Source organism: Streptomyces coryli (assembly GCF_011044975.1).
GTDB classification, from domain to species: Bacteria; Actinomycetota; Actinomycetes; order Streptomycetales; family Streptomycetaceae; genus Streptomyces; species Streptomyces coryli.
Genome location: NZ_JAAKZV010000203.1, coordinates 1 through 15,286 on the forward strand (window position 1 = coordinate 1; position 15,286 = coordinate 15,286).

Below are 15,286 nucleotides of genomic sequence, written 5' to 3' on the forward strand. Positions count from 1 at the left end.
CCTCCCGCCCATGCTGTCCACGGTTGTCTGGGGTACCGGGAATGTCGGTCGCGCGGCGATACGGGCCGTGGTGGCTCATCCCGCGCTGGAGCTCAGCGCTGTCGTCGTCAACAATCCCGAGAAGGCCGGGCGCGATGCCGGGGAGCTCGCCGGTCTTGAGGAACGGCTCGGGGTCGCCGCGACCACCGATGTCGGGGCCACGCTCGCGGCGCATCCGCGTGCCGTCGTCTACGCCGGGTCCGGGGACCTGCGGCCCGAAGAGGCACTCACCGACGTCGTACGGGCCATCCGCGCCGGCGCCGTCGTCGTCACCCCCTCCCTCTACGCGCTCTACGACCCACCCAGCGCCCCACCCGAATTCCGCGACCCCGTCCACGCCGCCATCGCCGAGGGCGGCGGCTCACTCTTCGTCTCCGGCGTCGACCCGGGCTGGGCCAATGACGTGCTGCCGCTCATGATCAGCGGCCTCGGCAGCCGGATCGACTCCGTCCGCTGCCAGGAGATCTTCGACTACTCCACGTACGACCAGCCCGACGCCGTCCGCGACCTCATCGGCATGGGCCACCCCATGGACTACGAGCCGCTCATGCTCGCGCCCAGCATCCCGAGCATGGTCTGGGGCGGCCAGGTCCGGCTGCTCGCCCGCGCGCTCGGCGCCGAGCTCGAGGAGATCACCGAGCATGTCGAGCGGCAACCGCTCGCCGCGGACGCGCACACCGAGCAGATGGGCGACTTCGCGGCCGGCACCCAAGGTGCCGTCCGCTTCGAGCTGCGCGGCATGATCGCCGGCGAGCCGCTGATCGTCGTCGAGCACGTCACCCGTATCCACCCCTCCGCCGCCCCGGACTGGCCGCAGCCGCCCGACGGCATCGGCGCGCACCGCGTGATCATCGAGGGCCGGCCCCGTATCGAGGTCACGGTCGAGGCCGAGGACGAGGGCGCCAACCGCTCCGCGGGCGGCAACGCCACCGCCGTCGGCCGCCTGGTCAACGCCATCGACTGGCTGGCCGAGACCAAGCCAGGGCTCTACGACGCCCTCGACGTCCCGCTGCGCGCGGCGACCGGCCGCCTCGGAGGCAAATAATGCGCATCGATGTCCCCGCCGGAAAGGACCCCATCGGCTACGTCTGGGGCGAGCTCGTCCCCGGCATCGGCCCGGCGGCCGCCCACCTGTCCCTCGCCGTGTACGAGCACACCACCCTCGGCCTGCGCGAATTCGAGGCGGCCCGGCTCCGCGTCGCGCAGCTCAACGGCTGCGCCTTCTGCCTGGACTGGCGTACCGACCGGGACGGCGAGAAGGTCGAGGACTCCTTCGCCGACGCGGTGACCGACTGGCGTAAAACCGCCGCTTTCGACACCCGCACCCGCCTCGCCGCCGAATACGCCGACCGCTTCGTCACGGACCACCACGGCCTGGACGAGGACTTCTGGGACCGCATGACCGCCGCCTACACCCAGCGGGAGATCACCGAGCTGACGATGTGCCTCGGCTCCTGGCTCGCCTTCGGCCGCCTCAACCGGGTCCTCGGCCTGGACACGGCGTGCGCACTGCCGTCTCACGCTCAGTAACCGGTCGATAGCGGTGCCCGCGGGCCAGTAGGATTTCGACCATGGCGGCCACTGGATCAGAGCAGAAGGGGACGAAGGCGTTCTACGTCTCGACCCCCATTTATTACGTGAACGACGCTCCCCACCTGGGCCACGCCTATACGACCGTCGCAGGCGACGTGCTCACCCGCTGGCACCGCCAGCGCGGCGAGAAGGTGTGGTACCTCACCGGCACGGACGAGCACGGTCAGAAGATCATGCGCACCGCGCAGGCCAATGGGGTCTCCCCGCAGGACTGGTGCGACAAGCTCGTCGAGGAGGCGTGGAAGCCCCTCTGGGAGCACCTGGAGATCGCGAACGACGACTTCATCCGCACCACCGAGGACCGGCACACGGCCCGCGTCCAGGAGTTCGTGCAGGACCTGTACGACAAGGACGAGATCTACCAGGGCGAGTACGAGGGCCCGTACTGCGTCGGGTGCGAGGAGTACAAGTCGCCGGGCGATCTGCTCGACGGCGAGGGCGAGTTCGCGGGGCAGAAGCTGTGCCCCATCCACAAGAAGCCCGTGGAGATGCTCAAGGAGGAGAACTACTTCTTCAAGCTCTCCGCGTACGGCCCGAAGCTGCTGGAGTTCTACGAGGCCAACCCCGGCTTCATCCAGCCGGAGTCGGCCCGTAACGAGGTCATGAATGTGGTGCGGGGCGGTCTGCAGGACCTCTCCATCTCCCGCTCGACCTTCGACTGGGGAGTCAGGGTCCCCTGGGACGAGAAGCACGTCATCTACGTCTGGATCGACGCGCTGCTGAACTACGCCACGGCCGTCGGCTACGGCGCCGACCAGGCGAAGTTCGACGAGACCTTCCCCGCCGACGTGCACCTGGTCGGCAAGGACATCCTCCGCTTCCACACCGTCATCTGGCCCGCGATGCTGATGGCGAACGGCCTGCCGCTGCCGAAGAAGGTCTTCGCCAACGGCTGGCTGATGGTCGGCGGCGAGAAGATGTCGAAGTCCAACCTGACCGGCATCAAGCCGCAGGACCTGACCGAGCACTTCGGCGTGGACGCGTACCGCTGGTACTTCCTGCGGGCGATCTCGTACGGCCAGGACGGCTCCTTCTCGTGGGAGGACTTCAGCCACCGCTACACGGCGGAGCTGGCCAACGACTTCGGCAACCTGGCGTCGCGCGTCGGCGCGATGACGGTGAAGTACTTCGGCGGCGAGCTGCCGGAGGCGGTCTCGCACGGCGCGGCCGAGCAGGCGATCGCGGACGGCCTGACGAAGGCCGTACGGGAAGCCGACACCAAGATCGGCGAGGAGCTGGACTTCGCGGGCGGCATTGCCGCGATCTTCGAGTTCATCAAGCAGGTGAACGGCTACCTCACCGAGCAGGAGCCGTGGAAGGTCGCCAAGGACCAGTCCGAGGAGGGCCAGGCCCGCCTGGCGACCATCCTCTACACGGCGGCCGAGGCCCTGCGCGGGTGCGCGGTACTGCTCAACCCGGTGATGCCGGCGACCTGCGAGAAGCTCTGGGCCTCGCTGGGCGCGGAGGCGTCGCTCGGCGCCCTGGCCGACCAGAAGGTCACCGAGTCCGGCGAGTGGGGCAAGCTCCCGGCGGGGGCCGCGGTCACCAAGGGCGCGATCCTCTTCCCGCGGCTGGAGGAGCCGAAGCAGGGCTGACGCTCAGCTCCGGCTCGCGGCGGAGCATTCGGCGGAACCTGCGCCGGATGCTCGGCCGGGTGGGGTGCTATTTACTACCTTGCCCTCTATATCTCTTCTGAGTCTGCCCGAACGGGGCGAAGCGGAAGGGAAGCGGCAGTGGATCTCAAATCTCGCAGCACCGGCGCGCGGCGCAGATGGCTGCGTCGTACGGCGGGCGTCGCGACAGCGACCTCGATGGTGGCGCTCGAAGGCGTGGCCGGGCTGGCCTTCATGGCTGCCCCCGCACAGGCGGCGGCCCCCGCGCCCGCGTCGGCACAGACGGCGTGTACCCCCACGGCGCCGTACACCAGCTGCCGCAGCTTCCCGGTCGGCACCAACGAGTTCACCGTGCCGGAGCACGTGACCGAGCTGCACGCCGAGCTGAAGGGCGCGGGCGGCGGCGGCAACTTCGAGACCGGCAGCCAGCAGGGCGGTGCCGGCGGCCACACCACCGGCACCGTAGCCGTCAACGCCGGTGACAAGCTGAACGTGACGGTCGGCGCAGGGGGCATGCCGGGCCGCGGCAACGGCGCGGGCGGGCAGCTCGGCGGCGGTAACGGCGGCACCGGCGAGCGCCACGGCGGCGGCGGTGGCGGCATGAGCGCGCTGTGGAAGGGCGCCTCGGGCGATCCCGCCAACGCGCTGCTGATCGCGGGCGGCGGCGGCGGTGCGCCCGGCGGTTCCTCCCAGGCGGGCACGGCGGGCGGCGCCGGCGGCGGTAAGACCGGCGGTACGGGCGGTATCCCCGCCGCCGGCGGCGGCGGCACGCAGGCCGCAGGCGGCGCGAAGGGCGCCTCCGCCCTGGGCATGTGCACCCCCGACGCGACACGGGGCGGCGCGCTCCGCGGCGGTGGCGGCGCCGACACCGCGAACGGCCTGGGCGACGGCGGTGGCGGCGGCGGTGGCGGTTGGTACGGCGGCGGTGGCGGCGCCTGCATCGGGTCGACGACGCTGGGCGACGGCGGCGGTGGCGGCGGCTCCGGCTACACCGACGGCGACGGCGTCTCCGACGCGGACACCAAGCAGGGCGGTGGCGGCGCCGGCGGCGGCAGCCAGGAGGCCGGCAAGACCGGTTCCGTCGTGCTCCAGTGGGTCGGCCCGGCCGATCTGTCCACCGAGAAGACGGTCTCGCCCAGCACCCCGGTGCGGCCGGGCGACACCTTCGAGTTCACCATCACCACCACCAACGGCGGCACGGATCTGGCCCGTAACGTCCAGGCCGTCGACGAGCTGCCGGACGGCCTGACCTTCGTGGCGTCGGACGACGCGTGCGCCGCGGACGGCCAGGAGGTGACCTGCGGCCCCGAGGCGACGCTCGCCGACGGCGCGGAGACGTCCTGGACGTTCGAGGTCAAGCTGGCCGAGGACTACGTCGGCGACGGCTCGGACCTGGCCAACACGGCCACCTCCGAGAGCGACAACCCGGACCCGGACGAGGACAACAACACCAGCGACCCGGTCACGCCGCCGGTCGTCGACATGGCGGACCTGAGCACGACGAAGGTGCCGACGACCAGCACCAGGATCAAGCCGGGCGACACCTTCGAGTACAAGGTGACGGTCGCCAACGCCGGGCCGTCGGACGCCGAGGACGTCGAGATCAGCGACCAGCTGCCGGAGCAGCTTTCGTTCGAGTCCTCCGCCGACGGCTGCAGCGAGGCGGACGGCAAGGTCAGCTGCGGCCCCGAGGCCACCGTCGCCGCCGGCTCGGAGAAGTCCTGGACCTTCAAGGTGCGGCTGGACCCGGACTACGAGGGCGACGGCTCGGACATCGCCAACACCGCGACCGCGGAGTCCTCGACGCTCGACCCCGACGACGGCAACAACACCAGCGACGAGGCCGGCCTGCCCGGCGACAAGATCCACCCGAAGCCGCCGTGGAAGGCGGAGTGCACGGTGGTCGAGCCCGGCATGGTGGACTGCTCCGGCAAGGGCACCCCGGGCAACAAGGTCGTCGTACGGGACAAGACCGGGGCCAAGGTCTGCCAGACCGAGGTCAAGGAAGACGGCAGCTGGGATTGCTCGGGACCGGCGCGCAAGGGCCCGCTGACGGCCATTCAGATCAACCCGGAGGGACTGACCAGCGAGCCGGTCACGATCCCGCTCACGGGCGATCTCTTCCCGCCGGACAAGGACAAGTAGCCGCGGCGAGAACACCGCAGCACACCAGCACCCGGGGCCGCCTCGTCCAGAGGCGGCCCCGGGTGCTTTTTGTGCCGTCCCGGCGGGCGCCATGCGGGCGCCTGCCCCATAGGCTGCGAACGGCGGTTCCCTCCGCCCCGCCCTGGCCCCGCGGTCCGGCGGGGACGTACGGCCGAGGGGGTGCCATGGCCGCGGTCCCGTTACCGCTGATCGCGCTCGGCGCGTTCGCCGCCGCGGGTGGAACCGCCGCGTATTACGTCGTCAGCGAGAGCCTCGCCAACGCCGGCAAGCACGTGGCGGCGAGTGGGGCAAGCTCGACGAAAGACTGAAGCCCTCGCCGTCCAGACGCGGCAAAGCACCCCCGGTCCTGTCTTGGGCCGGGGGTGCTGTCGTCGTCCTGTACGTCCCGGAGGCTCCGACCCCGTCAGCTTCGAGGGCTTCTGTTCAGTCGACGAGCTTGTTCGGCCGGTAGGGGTCGTAGTGATCGGCGCCGAGGCCGTAGGTGCGGATGCCGGCCTCCACCGTGCCGGCGGAGCCGGACATCTCCAGCGCCTGGTAGGCGGTGTGGGAGGTGTCGGTCCATCCGTTGAAGATCACGACGTGCCGGGTGGTGTTGCTTCCCGTGGCGTCGATGACGAGGTCGCCGGGGCGCAGCTCGTTCATCGAGCCCAGCCGGTGGGTGTAGGTGGCGGTGGCGAGGTCCGTGGTGATGGGGTTGGCGCGCAGGTCGAGGGCCATAGAGACGTAACCGGAGCAGTCGGTGCGGTAGCCGTCGTGCTTGGCACTCTGGCTGTAGCGGATGTTCCGGTTCAGCCAGCTCTTGGCGCGCTGCAGCATCGCGTCGCGGGTGATGCCGCTGCCCCAGGCCGGCGGGTCGTTGTCGCCGCCGGCGTCGGCTGTCTGATGCAGGGCGCTCCAGGTATGGGGGCCGATGATGCCGTCGGCTTCGAGGCCGCGGGCCCGCTGGAAGGCGATGACGGCGTTGCGGGTGATGGGGCCGAAGTCCCCGTCGATGGCGACCTCGCCGTGCCCGGCGTACTTGTTGAGGATGCACTGGGCGTGCTGCACGGCCGCACCCCGGCTGCCGTTCTGGATCATGTTGTGGCTGCCGCTGTACGAGCAGGCCGAGGCCGCCGCGGCCGAGGTCGGCGCGATCTGGGTGGCGGCGATGACGCCGCCGCCGGCGAGCAGTCCGGTGATGACGGCTGCGGTCGCTATCAGTTGTCGCACGCGAGGCGGCCGCGGGCTGCCGCCACGGCGGCGGAGCCGGCTGAACAAGCTCATGTGTCTGGTCCTTTCGCGATCGCAGGTCAGCGGGCGGGCCGCAGCCGCGGGCTGGTGAAGCCCTGGACGGAGCCCATGAGCTTGGCGTCGAGCTTGCGGTAGGAGATCTCCCCGGAGCCGGCGTTGCCGCTGAGGATGTACGTGGCGCCGGTCGAGTCGGTCTGGAAGACGATCGCGACGTGGCTGGCGCGGCCGTCGCTGTTCGGGTTGAAGACCACGGCGTCGCCGGGGCGCGGCGTGTAGCCGCTGCCGGCCGGGTGCCAGGTCAAGTTGACGCTGCCGTACCTCTTGAAGGACTCCGCATAACCGTCGAGGCCGCTGGTGTCGATGCGATCGTCGGCCTCCCGCCAGGCGTAGTGCACGAAGTCGGCGCACCACTCGCCGCGTCCCCAGGAGGAGTGACCGACCAGCCGGCAGCGGGCGGAGGGGCCGTTGATCTGTCCGGTGTAGAAGTTGCAGCCCAGCCCGGAAGCGTGATCGTTACCGCCGAGCTCCTTCTTGTATTCGCGGTCGGCGATGTCCGCGGCCCGTTGCCCGGCCTGAGCCTTGGCGCCGGCGTCGTGCGGAAACTGCGTCAGCAGCCGGTCGGCGGTGAGGTGGTCGGCGGTGGTGATGCCGGTGGAGGTGATGCGCAGCAGCCGCGCGTCGTCCGCGCAGTCGGTGAGCGTCGCCTGCTCGCCGTTGCGCCGGCCGAGGTTCAGGCAGGTGCCGGTGGACAGGTTCTTCAGCTTGCCCTTGCCCCAGCCCTCGTCGACCACGGCCCAGAAGTGGTCGGGGTTGTCGTTGCAGGTGTACTGAATGGCCCGGTTCTCGTACACGCCCAGGCACTTGCCGGAATGCTCGATGTGCAGCCGCTTGAAGGCGCCGTCACCGGGGTGTGCGGCCCCCCACCAGAAGATCGAGTTGGCGGTGACGGGAGCGTTGGGGGTCCCGTAGTCCCATGCGATGACCGGGGCCAGGTCGTCGGTGCGGGCGGCGTCGACGGCGGGCGCGAACTCACCGCCGCCGGGCGTGGGGTCGAAGAAGCTGTAGTGGTTGTGGTCGGTGTGCGCGGCGGCGTTCGCCGGTCGGGTCTGCAGTTGGCCGGCGACGACGGCGACGGCGATCAGCACGATCGCCAGCAGGGCCGCGACCGGTCCGGCCGCATGCCGCAGCCGGCGGCGTACGGGGATGGTGTCGGCAGGCATCGATGTGCCTCCTTGATCCGTGGGATGGACCCCGGCGGTTCGGCCCGCCGGGTTGGTTCCACCGGATCAGAGGAGGCGTGGGCGGCAGAAGCGGTGAACTGTCCGCTCCCCTGGTTGCGGACACTTCACAGGGCGGAGGGCAGCACCCGGAACATCTGGTTGCGGGTGTCCTTGACGCAGCTGAACGGGCCGAGCACGGCCTGGTCGCTGTGGTCGGACTCGTACAGGTCGAGGCAGTAGCCGTCGCCTTCGTTGCGCAGGTAGCCGTAGGTCCATCCGTTGTTGTGGGCGTTGACGGTGAAGCGCCACCGCTGGTCGGCGGCCGTATCCGAGCAGGCCGCGGTGGCCGCCTTGCCGTCGCGGAAGGTCAGGCAGCCGTCGGTATGCGGATTACGCAGCTGGTACAGGCCGTCGTCGGATTCGCGCAGGCTCCACTGCTGCCCGACGGCGCCATCGCAGTCGCGCTGGCGGATCGCTTGCGGGCTGCTCGGGTCGCTGCCGGCCTCGGCGCACTTGCCGCTCTCCGCCGAGGCCAGTCCCGAGCTCGGCCCGGCGGGCCCCAACGGGTCGGCGTTCTTGGTCGGCTTGTCGTTCGCGCCGTCGTCGCTCGGCGTCGGCTCCGGGGCCTTCGGGCCGGAGCTGCCAGGCTTACGGGAAGGGCTGCGGGTGGAGGGGGAGGCGCTGGGCGAGGGCTTGGGCGGGACCCCGGACTCGGTGGCCGAGGGAGATATCTGGGACGGCGGCGACCCGGGGGCCTCGTCCTCGCCGCCGCTGTCGTTCGCGGTATTCAGCGCGAACGCCCCGACGAGGATCACCAGGGCGCCGGCAACGACGGCGACGGTGCGGCTGGTGGTCTCCGCCAGCAGCCGCCGCCAACGCCGGCCGCGCGGCGGCTCGTCCGGCGGGAACTGCGGCCACTCGTCGTCGTGGATCGGCTGCCCGCCGCCGTCGCCGCCCTGGAGCATGGGCAGCCGCTCGCCGTCGGGCAGGGCGCGCAGCTCCTTGACGAAGGGCCGGAACCTGGCGGGCACCTCGGCAATAGGCCGGGGTTCAAGGACACCGGGGACGGGGGCGTTCTCGATCTCGGCGGCGCGTGCCGCGCCGGCCTCCTCCGCGATGTGGTGGCGCGGATGATGATGGCCGGCCTCGGCCCAGGCGAAGGCCTCCTGCAGTGCAGTGACCCGGCTCGTCCAGATCTCGGCGTCCGGTGGGGCCGAGCCGCGCACCTTCAGGCAGTGCGTGACGATGCCCAGCACGGTCCGGACGTCGAAGATCTCCGGCACCTTCCCGAGCAGGGTCGCGTTGATCTTGGCGCGGCCCGCCAGGACGTCCTTGCTCTCCTCGAGCGCGCGTACCGACGCCGGAAGTTGGCGCCCGTTGCGGCGCCCGTGCTGATTCGCCTCCGCCTGCAACGTCTTCAAGTCGGCGACGAGGGCGTCGGCCAGTTCCTCGGCATGCTGCCAGGCCGGCGTCGGTTCGTGGACCACCTGTGCTCCCCTGTCCGGTGGTGTGGATAGCGGGGATCCTAGCCAGTCGTGTCCACGGCGGAGCCGGGTCAGCTGTCCGCCGACAGGGCTGCCGGTCCGGTGTGTTGTGGTCCGGACAGTTCACGGGCGGCTGCGGACAGTTCACCCCGGGACTCCCCCGGCCGTCGGCGCCCATCCTGATCGCCGCGGTCGCTGTGTTCGGGCAGCGACCATGAGCCTTGAGGGAGTTGTGGATGCCCACCGCACCGCCGTCGACCACAGGGCGCCTGCGGCGCCGCCTGCCGTACTGCCTGCCGGTCGCGCACGTTCCACAGGCGCGCGACCACTGGTGCGGTCCGGCCACCGCCCGGATGCTGCTGGCCGCCCGGCTCGGCGACCGGGCGCCGACGGTCCAGGCGATGTCCTGGATGGCCGAGCGGGTCGGCGGCACCTACCGCGGCGATCTGCGGCAGGTCCTCAACTGGCACCTGCCGGAGCCCGTCTACGTACTCCGCCACGGGCCGCACCGGCTGCGACGGGATGTCGCCCGCAGCATCGACCGCGGCTTCGGCCTCGCGCTGAACCTCGCCGTGCCCGCGGCCGGCGCGCGGCTGCCGGGCTATCCGCCCGGCCCCCTGGCCCACTGGGTCGCCGTCATCGGTTACGACCCGGTGCGGGACCGGCTGCTGATCCTCGATCCGGCCGCCGGACGGCCCGGCTTCGACGCCCTGCCCCGCCATCCCTTCTGGATGCCCCGGAACGTCGTGGCGCCGGCCGTGCGCTGCTACCTCGGCGCCTGCCGCCCACCGGCCGGGAGCGCCGCCCCAACTGTCCGCAGCACTCCGCCTCCCCGGTGGTCTCCGCAGGTCACGGTGTCCGCTGCCGCGAGCTCCTCGACGCCGGACAGTTCCCCCCTCCCGCACGGGGCTACGGACTGGTGCGCTGATCGCACATCCCGTACCGGCCCGGACGCCAAGCCCGAAGGAGCCTTCGTGACCCCTCCATCTCCCTCTCCCGCCGAACCCGACGTGCCCACCGCGGCCGCGCTACCGCGGCGTCGGCGCCTGGTGGCCGTGCTGGCCCTGCTGCTGGCCGCGGTGGCCGCGGCCGCGCTGCTGGTGGCCGACCTCGGCACGAAACCGGCCGCCGCCGCCTCCGCCGTCAACCAGCCGATCAGCCGCGGCGAAGTCATCGACCGCGCCGAATCCTGGGTGAACAAGGGACTGACCTACACGGTCACCGGCGAGACTGCCCCGGACCCGCAGGGCAAGCCGTACCGCAAGGACTGCTCCGGCTACGTATCGATGGCCTGGCATCTCGACCGCAGCCGGGTGGTCTCCACCGACATGTCCATCGCCCTGGTGGCCTCGGATATCTCCCACGAGATCGGCAAGGACCAACTGCAGCCCGGCGACGCACTGGTGAAGTGGGACCAGCACGTACGGCTCTTCGAGCGCTGGACCAATGCCGAGCACACCCGCTATCTCGCGTACGACTTCGGCGCCACCCCGGTCAAGCACCAGGAGTACACCTGGAACGGCCCGGACGACTACCAGAATTACCAGGCGTTCCGCTACAACCGCATCACCGACGACAACGGCGCCCCCGCCGAGCCCGCGCCGCCGCAGACCGAGCCTGCCCGGCCGCAGCAGCCCGCCAAGTACTGGGTCGACACCTTCGCCGCCGGCCCCGGCCGCCCCGGCACCTCACGCGACGCCGCCCGGATCGGCACCCTGAACGCCGGCACCAACTACGTCTGGTGCAAGAAGGCCGGCGACACCGTCCGCGGCCCGAACGGCGCCCACAACCGCTACTGGCTGTGGACCGACCTCGACTCCGGCGCCGGGCAAGGCTGGGTCTCCGCCTACTACCTCACCCGCTGGGGCAACGACGAGGCCCGTGACAACTCCGGGCAGGAGATCCCCGACTGCGCTGCCTGACGCCCCGGCCCACACGAACGGCCCGGGATCAAGTGATCCCGGGCCGTTCACCGTTCAGGTGCCTGCTACTTCGGCTGCGGCTTCCGTACCGACAAGTGCAGCTCGCGCAGGCGGGTTTCGTCGACCTCGCTCGGGGCGCCCATCATCAGGTCCTGGGCGTTGCCGTTGAGCGGGAAGGCGATGGTCTCGCGGATGTTCGGCTCGTCGGCGAGGAGCATCACGATGCGGTCGACGCCCGGGGCGATGCCGCCGTGCGGCGGGGCGCCGAACTTGAACGCCTTCAGCATGCCGCCGAACTCGGTCTCCACGGCGTCCTTGTCGTAGCCCGCGATCTCGAAGGCGCGGTACATGATGTCGGGCTCGTGGTTACGGATCGCGCCGGAGGACAGCTCGACGCCGTTGCAGACGATGTCGTACTGCCAGGCGAGGATGTCGAGCGGGTCCTTGCTGTTCAGCGCCTCGAGGCCGCCCTGCGGCATGGAGAACGGGTTGTGGGAGAACTCGATCTCGCCGGTGTCCTCGTTCTTCTCGAACATCGGGAAGTCGACGATCCAGCAGAAGCGGAAGACGTTCTCCTCGAACTGGCCGGCCCGCTTGGCGGCCTCGACCCGGACCGCGCCCATGATCTTGGAGACCTCGTCGAACTCGCCCGCGCCGAAGAACACCGCGTGCCCTGCCTGCAGGCCGAGGCGCTCGGTGAGCACCTTGACGTTCTCCTCGGTGAGGAACTTCGCGATCGGGCCCGTAAGGCCGCCGTCCTCGCCGACGCGCACCCAGGCGAGGCCCTTCGCGCCCTGCTCGACCGCGTAGTCGCCGAGGCCGTCGAAGAACTTGCGCGGCTGGTCCTGCACGGACGGCACCGCGAGCGCGCGCACGTGCTTGCCCGCGAAGGCCTTGAACTCCGAGCCCTCGAAGACATCGCTGATGTCCACCAGCTCCAACTTCGCGCGCAGATCCGGCTTGTCCGAGCCGTACTTGAGCATCGCCTCGCGGAAGGGGATACGGGGGAACGGCGAGGTCACATGGCGGCCGCCCCCGAACTCCTCGAAGAGGTCGGTCATGACCTTCTCGATGACCTCGAAGACGTCCTCCTGCTCGACGAAGGACATCTCCATGTCGAGCTGGTAGAACTCGCCCGGCGAGCGGTCCGCGCGGGCGTCCTCGTCGCGGAAGCACGGCGCGATCTGGAAGTAGCGGTCGAAGCCGGCGATCATCAGCAGCTGCTTGAACTGCTGCGGGGCCTGCGGCAGCGCGTAGAACTTGCCGGCGTGCAGCCGGGACGGCACCAGGAAGTCGCGGGCGCCCTCGGGGGACGTCGCCGAGAGGATCGGGGTGGCCAGCTCGTTGAAGCCGAGGTCCGTCATCCGGCGGCGGATGGAGCTGATGACCTGGCCGCGCAGCATGATGTTGCGGTGCATGCGCTCGCGGCGGAGGTCGAGGAAGCGGTACTCCAGGCGCTTCTCCTCGTTGACCCCGTCCTCGGCGTTGATCGTGAAGGGGATCTGCTCGGCGCCGCCCAGCACCTCGACCTCGGCGACCTCGATCTCGACCTCGCCGGTGGGCAGCTCCGGGTTGATGTTCTCGGCGCCGCGGGAGACGACCTTGCCGTCGATACGGACGACGGTCTCCTTGGTCAGCTTGTCCAGCGCGGACTGGGCGGCGGTGCCGGGGCGGGCCACCAGCTGCGTGATGCCGTAGTGGTCGCGCAGGTCGATGAAGAGGATGCCGCCCAGATCGCGGCGATTGTGCAGCCACCCGGACAGGCGGACGTCGGTGCCGACGTCGCTCGAGCGCAGCTCACCGCAGCTGTGGGACCGGTACCGGTGCATCATTCATCCACTTCATTATCAGGAGGGGCCTGGGGAGGGAGTCGTCAGCCGTCAAGGCTACCGCGCCGGGGGCCTGCGTCCCGATTCGGATGAATCGGGTCAATCAGTTGATTGCCCCATAAAATGGGTGGGTGCGCACCGAGGAGGTCCTCACAGCCGTCGGCACCGGCGTCTGGGAGTGGGACATGGCTTCCGGCGAGGTCCGTATGGATGCGGAGGCGGCCCGCCTGATCGGCCTTCCGCCGCGGCATACGGCGACCACGTCGGCCGTCGTGCGCGCCCGCTTCCACGTCATGGACTACGTCGAGCTCAAGGGCGTCATGGCCCTGGCCGCCGCCGAGGGCACGCTCGCCGAGGCGCGGCTGCGGATCGTCGACGAGCGCGGGGATGTGCAGCGGGTGGTGCGCAGCCGGATGCGCCCCACCGGGCCCGAGGGCCGGGCCGTACCGCATGAGCACGCGGTGCTGGTCGGGACCGTACAGGAGCTGGTGGAGCCGCTGCCGGGGGCCAGCGCGGGCACCTCGCCGCCGTCGCCGCTGACCAGCGACTGGCGGCTGTCCCGGGAGGCCTTCCTGCTGGACGCCGGGCGGGCGCTGGCCGAGGCGGAGTCCACCGACGCGGTGCTACGGGTGGCGGCGTCGCTGGCCATGCCCGGTTTCTCGCCGGACGGCATGGCGGTCTTCGGCGTCGAGGCCGGCCATCTGAGCGTGATCGGCTTCCACGGCTACCGGCAGCAGGACGAGGGCCCCTTCAAGAAGATCCCGCTGGACTCCGACTACCCGGCCGCCGTCGCCATCCGCACCGGGCGGGCGATCTACATCCCCAGCCCCGAGGAGTACAAGCTCCGCTTCCCCGGCTCCTGGCCCCTCGCCGGGCGGCTCGGCCGCAGGTCATGGGCGTATCTGCCGCTGGTCGTCGGCGGCCGCACCACCGGCGCCTGGATGGCGGCCTTCTCCCACTCCACGCCCTTCACGCCGGACGAGCGCTCGGTGCTCACGACGGTCGCCCGGATGCTCGCGCAGGCGCTCTCCCGGGCGCACGCGCAGGAGTCCGAGCGCGAGCTCTCCGCCGGGCTGCAGCGCTCCATGATGCCCGCGGTGCCGGCGGACATCGCCGGGATGACGGTGGCCGCGCGGTACGTGCCGACCGGCGGCGGCCTGGAGATCGGCGGCGACTGGTACGACGTGATCGCGCTGCCCTCGGGCCGTACCGCCCTGGTCATCGGCGATGTGCAGGGCCACGACGTGCAGGCCGCCGGACTGATGGGCCAGCTGCGCATCGCCGTCCGTGCCTACGCCTCCGAGGGGCACCACCCCGACGCGGTGCTCTCCCGCGCCTCCCGCTTCCTGCACGCCCTCAACGAGCAGGGCGGCGCCGATCTCGACCCGCGCTTCGCCACCTGCCTGTACATGGAGGCCGACCCCGACACCGGCACCCTGGCCATCGCCCGCGCCGGACACTTCGACCCGGCGATGGGCCTGGGCGACGGCACCATGGTCGTACGCCCCACCGAGGGCGGCCTGCCGCTCGGCATCGAGCCGGAGACGGACTATCCGGTCACCGAGCTGGCCCTGGCCCCCGGCGAGACGATGCTGCTGTGCACCGACGGCCTCATCGAGACCGGCGGCCACGACCTGGAGACCGGCCGCGACCGCCTCCATTCGATCTTCGCCGCGCACCCGAGCGACGACCTCCAGTCGCTCGCGGACGCGCTGATCGAGGGCGTTACGGGCCCCAGCGGCCACGCCACCCCGGGCCCGCACGCCGAGCGGCGCGAGGACGACATCGCGCTGATCCTCATTCGCCGCGAGGGCGGCGGCGTCCACCACCCGTCGCGGGTCCAGCGCCACATGCGGCTCGTCATCACCCAATCGGAGCAGCAGCGGGTCTCCGACGCCCGGCACGAGCTCCGCGAGGTGCTGCACGACTGGTCGGCGCGGGAGCAGGTGGACGCGGCGGAGCTGGTCCTTTCCGAGCTGATCGCGAACGTCCTCATCCACACCGAGGGCGAGGCCTCGGTGACGGCGACGGTGGCGGGCCCGTTCGGCCGCCGGACGCTGCGGGTGATCGTGGCGGACGGAGACGACGAGCTGCCGCACCGGCGGCATCCGGGCGAGATGGCGTCGTCGGGGCGCGGGGTGCTGCTGATGGAGGAGCTGGCCGGGACGTGGGGGGTGGAGCCGCGGGGGG

11 protein-coding genes are annotated in these 15,286 nt (G+C 71.2%); 7 read left to right on the forward strand and 4 right to left on the reverse strand.

Annotated elements, in window-relative coordinates; all coding sequences use genetic code 11:
* Positions 1-10: 10 nt before the first annotated feature.
* The 5 genes from G5C51_RS31500 to G5C51_RS31520 all read left to right on the forward strand — a co-directional run bounded on the left by G5C51_RS31500 (position 11) and on the right by G5C51_RS31520 (position 5,719).
* Positions 11-1,084 (forward strand): NAD(P)H-dependent amine dehydrogenase family protein, encoded by a 1,074-nt coding sequence (locus G5C51_RS31500; protein WP_165242354.1) that lies wholly within the window; start codon positions 11-13, stop codon positions 1,082-1,084.
* Positions 1,084-1,569 (forward strand): carboxymuconolactone decarboxylase family protein, encoded by a 486-nt coding sequence (locus G5C51_RS31505; protein ID WP_165242336.1) that lies wholly within the window; start codon positions 1,084-1,086, stop codon positions 1,567-1,569. The genes G5C51_RS31500 and G5C51_RS31505 overlap by 1 nt, the downstream gene beginning before the upstream one ends.
* 41 nt (positions 1,570-1,610) lie before the next feature.
* The gene (gene metG, locus G5C51_RS31510) at positions 1,611-3,227 is read left to right on the forward strand and encodes a methionine--tRNA ligase (protein WP_165242338.1); all 1,617 of its coding nucleotides are present in this window, start codon (positions 1,611-1,613) and stop codon (positions 3,225-3,227) included.
* Positions 3,228-3,365: 138 nt separating this feature from the next.
* Positions 3,366-5,390: a DUF11 domain-containing protein gene (locus tag G5C51_RS31515; protein ID WP_165242340.1), complete on the forward strand. Its 2,025-nt coding sequence runs from the start codon at positions 3,366-3,368 to the stop codon at positions 5,388-5,390.
* Between the two features lie 185 nt (positions 5,391-5,575).
* On the forward strand, positions 5,576-5,719 hold the full coding sequence (locus G5C51_RS31520) for a hypothetical protein (protein WP_165242342.1): 144 nt from the start codon (positions 5,576-5,578) through the stop codon (positions 5,717-5,719).
* Positions 5,720-5,834: 115 nt separating this feature from the next.
* On the opposite strand, the gene G5C51_RS42610 is transcribed toward G5C51_RS31520, so the two are convergent.
* The 3 genes from G5C51_RS42610 to G5C51_RS44155 form a co-directional block, all read right to left on the reverse strand.
* Entirely contained in the window at positions 5,835-6,620 is a 786-nt protein-coding gene (locus tag G5C51_RS42610) for a peptidoglycan-binding protein (RefSeq protein ID WP_338118372.1), read from the reverse strand.
* 80 nt (positions 6,621-6,700) lie between these two features.
* On the reverse strand, positions 6,701-7,861 hold the full coding sequence (locus tag G5C51_RS31530; protein WP_165242344.1) for a CHAP domain-containing protein: 1,161 nt from the start codon (positions 7,859-7,861) through the stop codon (positions 6,701-6,703).
* 125 nt (positions 7,862-7,986) lie between these two features.
* Complete coding sequence (locus G5C51_RS44155) at positions 7,987-9,348, reverse strand: RICIN domain-containing protein (protein ID WP_165242346.1); 1,362 nt, start codon at positions 9,346-9,348, stop codon at positions 7,987-7,989.
* A gap of 233 nt (positions 9,349-9,581) precedes the next feature.
* On the opposite strand from G5C51_RS44155, the gene G5C51_RS31540 reads away from it, so the two are divergent.
* Positions 9,582-11,267 carry a C39 family peptidase gene (locus tag G5C51_RS31540; protein WP_165242348.1) on the forward strand — a complete coding sequence of 562 codons (1,686 nt, stop codon included), beginning with the start codon at positions 9,582-9,584 and terminating at the stop codon, positions 11,265-11,267.
* Positions 11,268-11,332: 65 nt separating this feature from the next.
* On the opposite strand, the gene aspS is transcribed toward G5C51_RS31540, so the two are convergent.
* Entirely contained in the window at positions 11,333-13,096 is a 1,764-nt protein-coding gene (gene aspS / locus G5C51_RS31545; RefSeq protein ID WP_165242350.1) for an aspartate--tRNA ligase, read from the reverse strand.
* A 131-nt stretch (positions 13,097-13,227) separates the two neighbouring features.
* On the opposite strand from aspS, the gene G5C51_RS31550 reads away from it, so the two are divergent.
* A partial coding sequence (locus tag G5C51_RS31550; RefSeq protein WP_165242352.1) for a SpoIIE family protein phosphatase occupies positions 13,228-15,286 on the forward strand: 2,059 nt, incomplete at its 3' end.

Bases quoted from the DNA above. Each gene is read 5' to 3' on its own strand.
- G5C51_RS31500 (WP_165242354.1), top strand. From the start codon at position 11: ATGCTGTCCACGGTTGTCTGGGGTACCGGGAATGTCGGTCGCGCGGCG.
- G5C51_RS31505 (WP_165242336.1), top strand. From the start codon at position 1,084: ATGCGCATCGATGTCCCCGCCGGAAAGGACCCCATCGGCTACGTCTGG.
- metG (WP_165242338.1), top strand. From the start codon at position 1,611: ATGGCGGCCACTGGATCAGAGCAGAAGGGGACGAAGGCGTTCTACGTC.
- G5C51_RS31520 (WP_165242342.1), top strand. From the start codon at position 5,576: ATGGCCGCGGTCCCGTTACCGCTGATCGCGCTCGGCGCGTTCGCCGCC.
- G5C51_RS31530 (WP_165242344.1), bottom strand. From the start codon at position 7,861: ATGCCTGCCGACACCATCCCCGTACGCCGCCGGCTGCGGCATGCGGCC.
- G5C51_RS31540 (WP_165242348.1), top strand. From the start codon at position 9,582: ATGCCCACCGCACCGCCGTCGACCACAGGGCGCCTGCGGCGCCGCCTG.
- aspS (WP_165242350.1), bottom strand. From the start codon at position 13,096: ATGCACCGGTACCGGTCCCACAGCTGCGGTGAGCTGCGCTCGAGCGAC.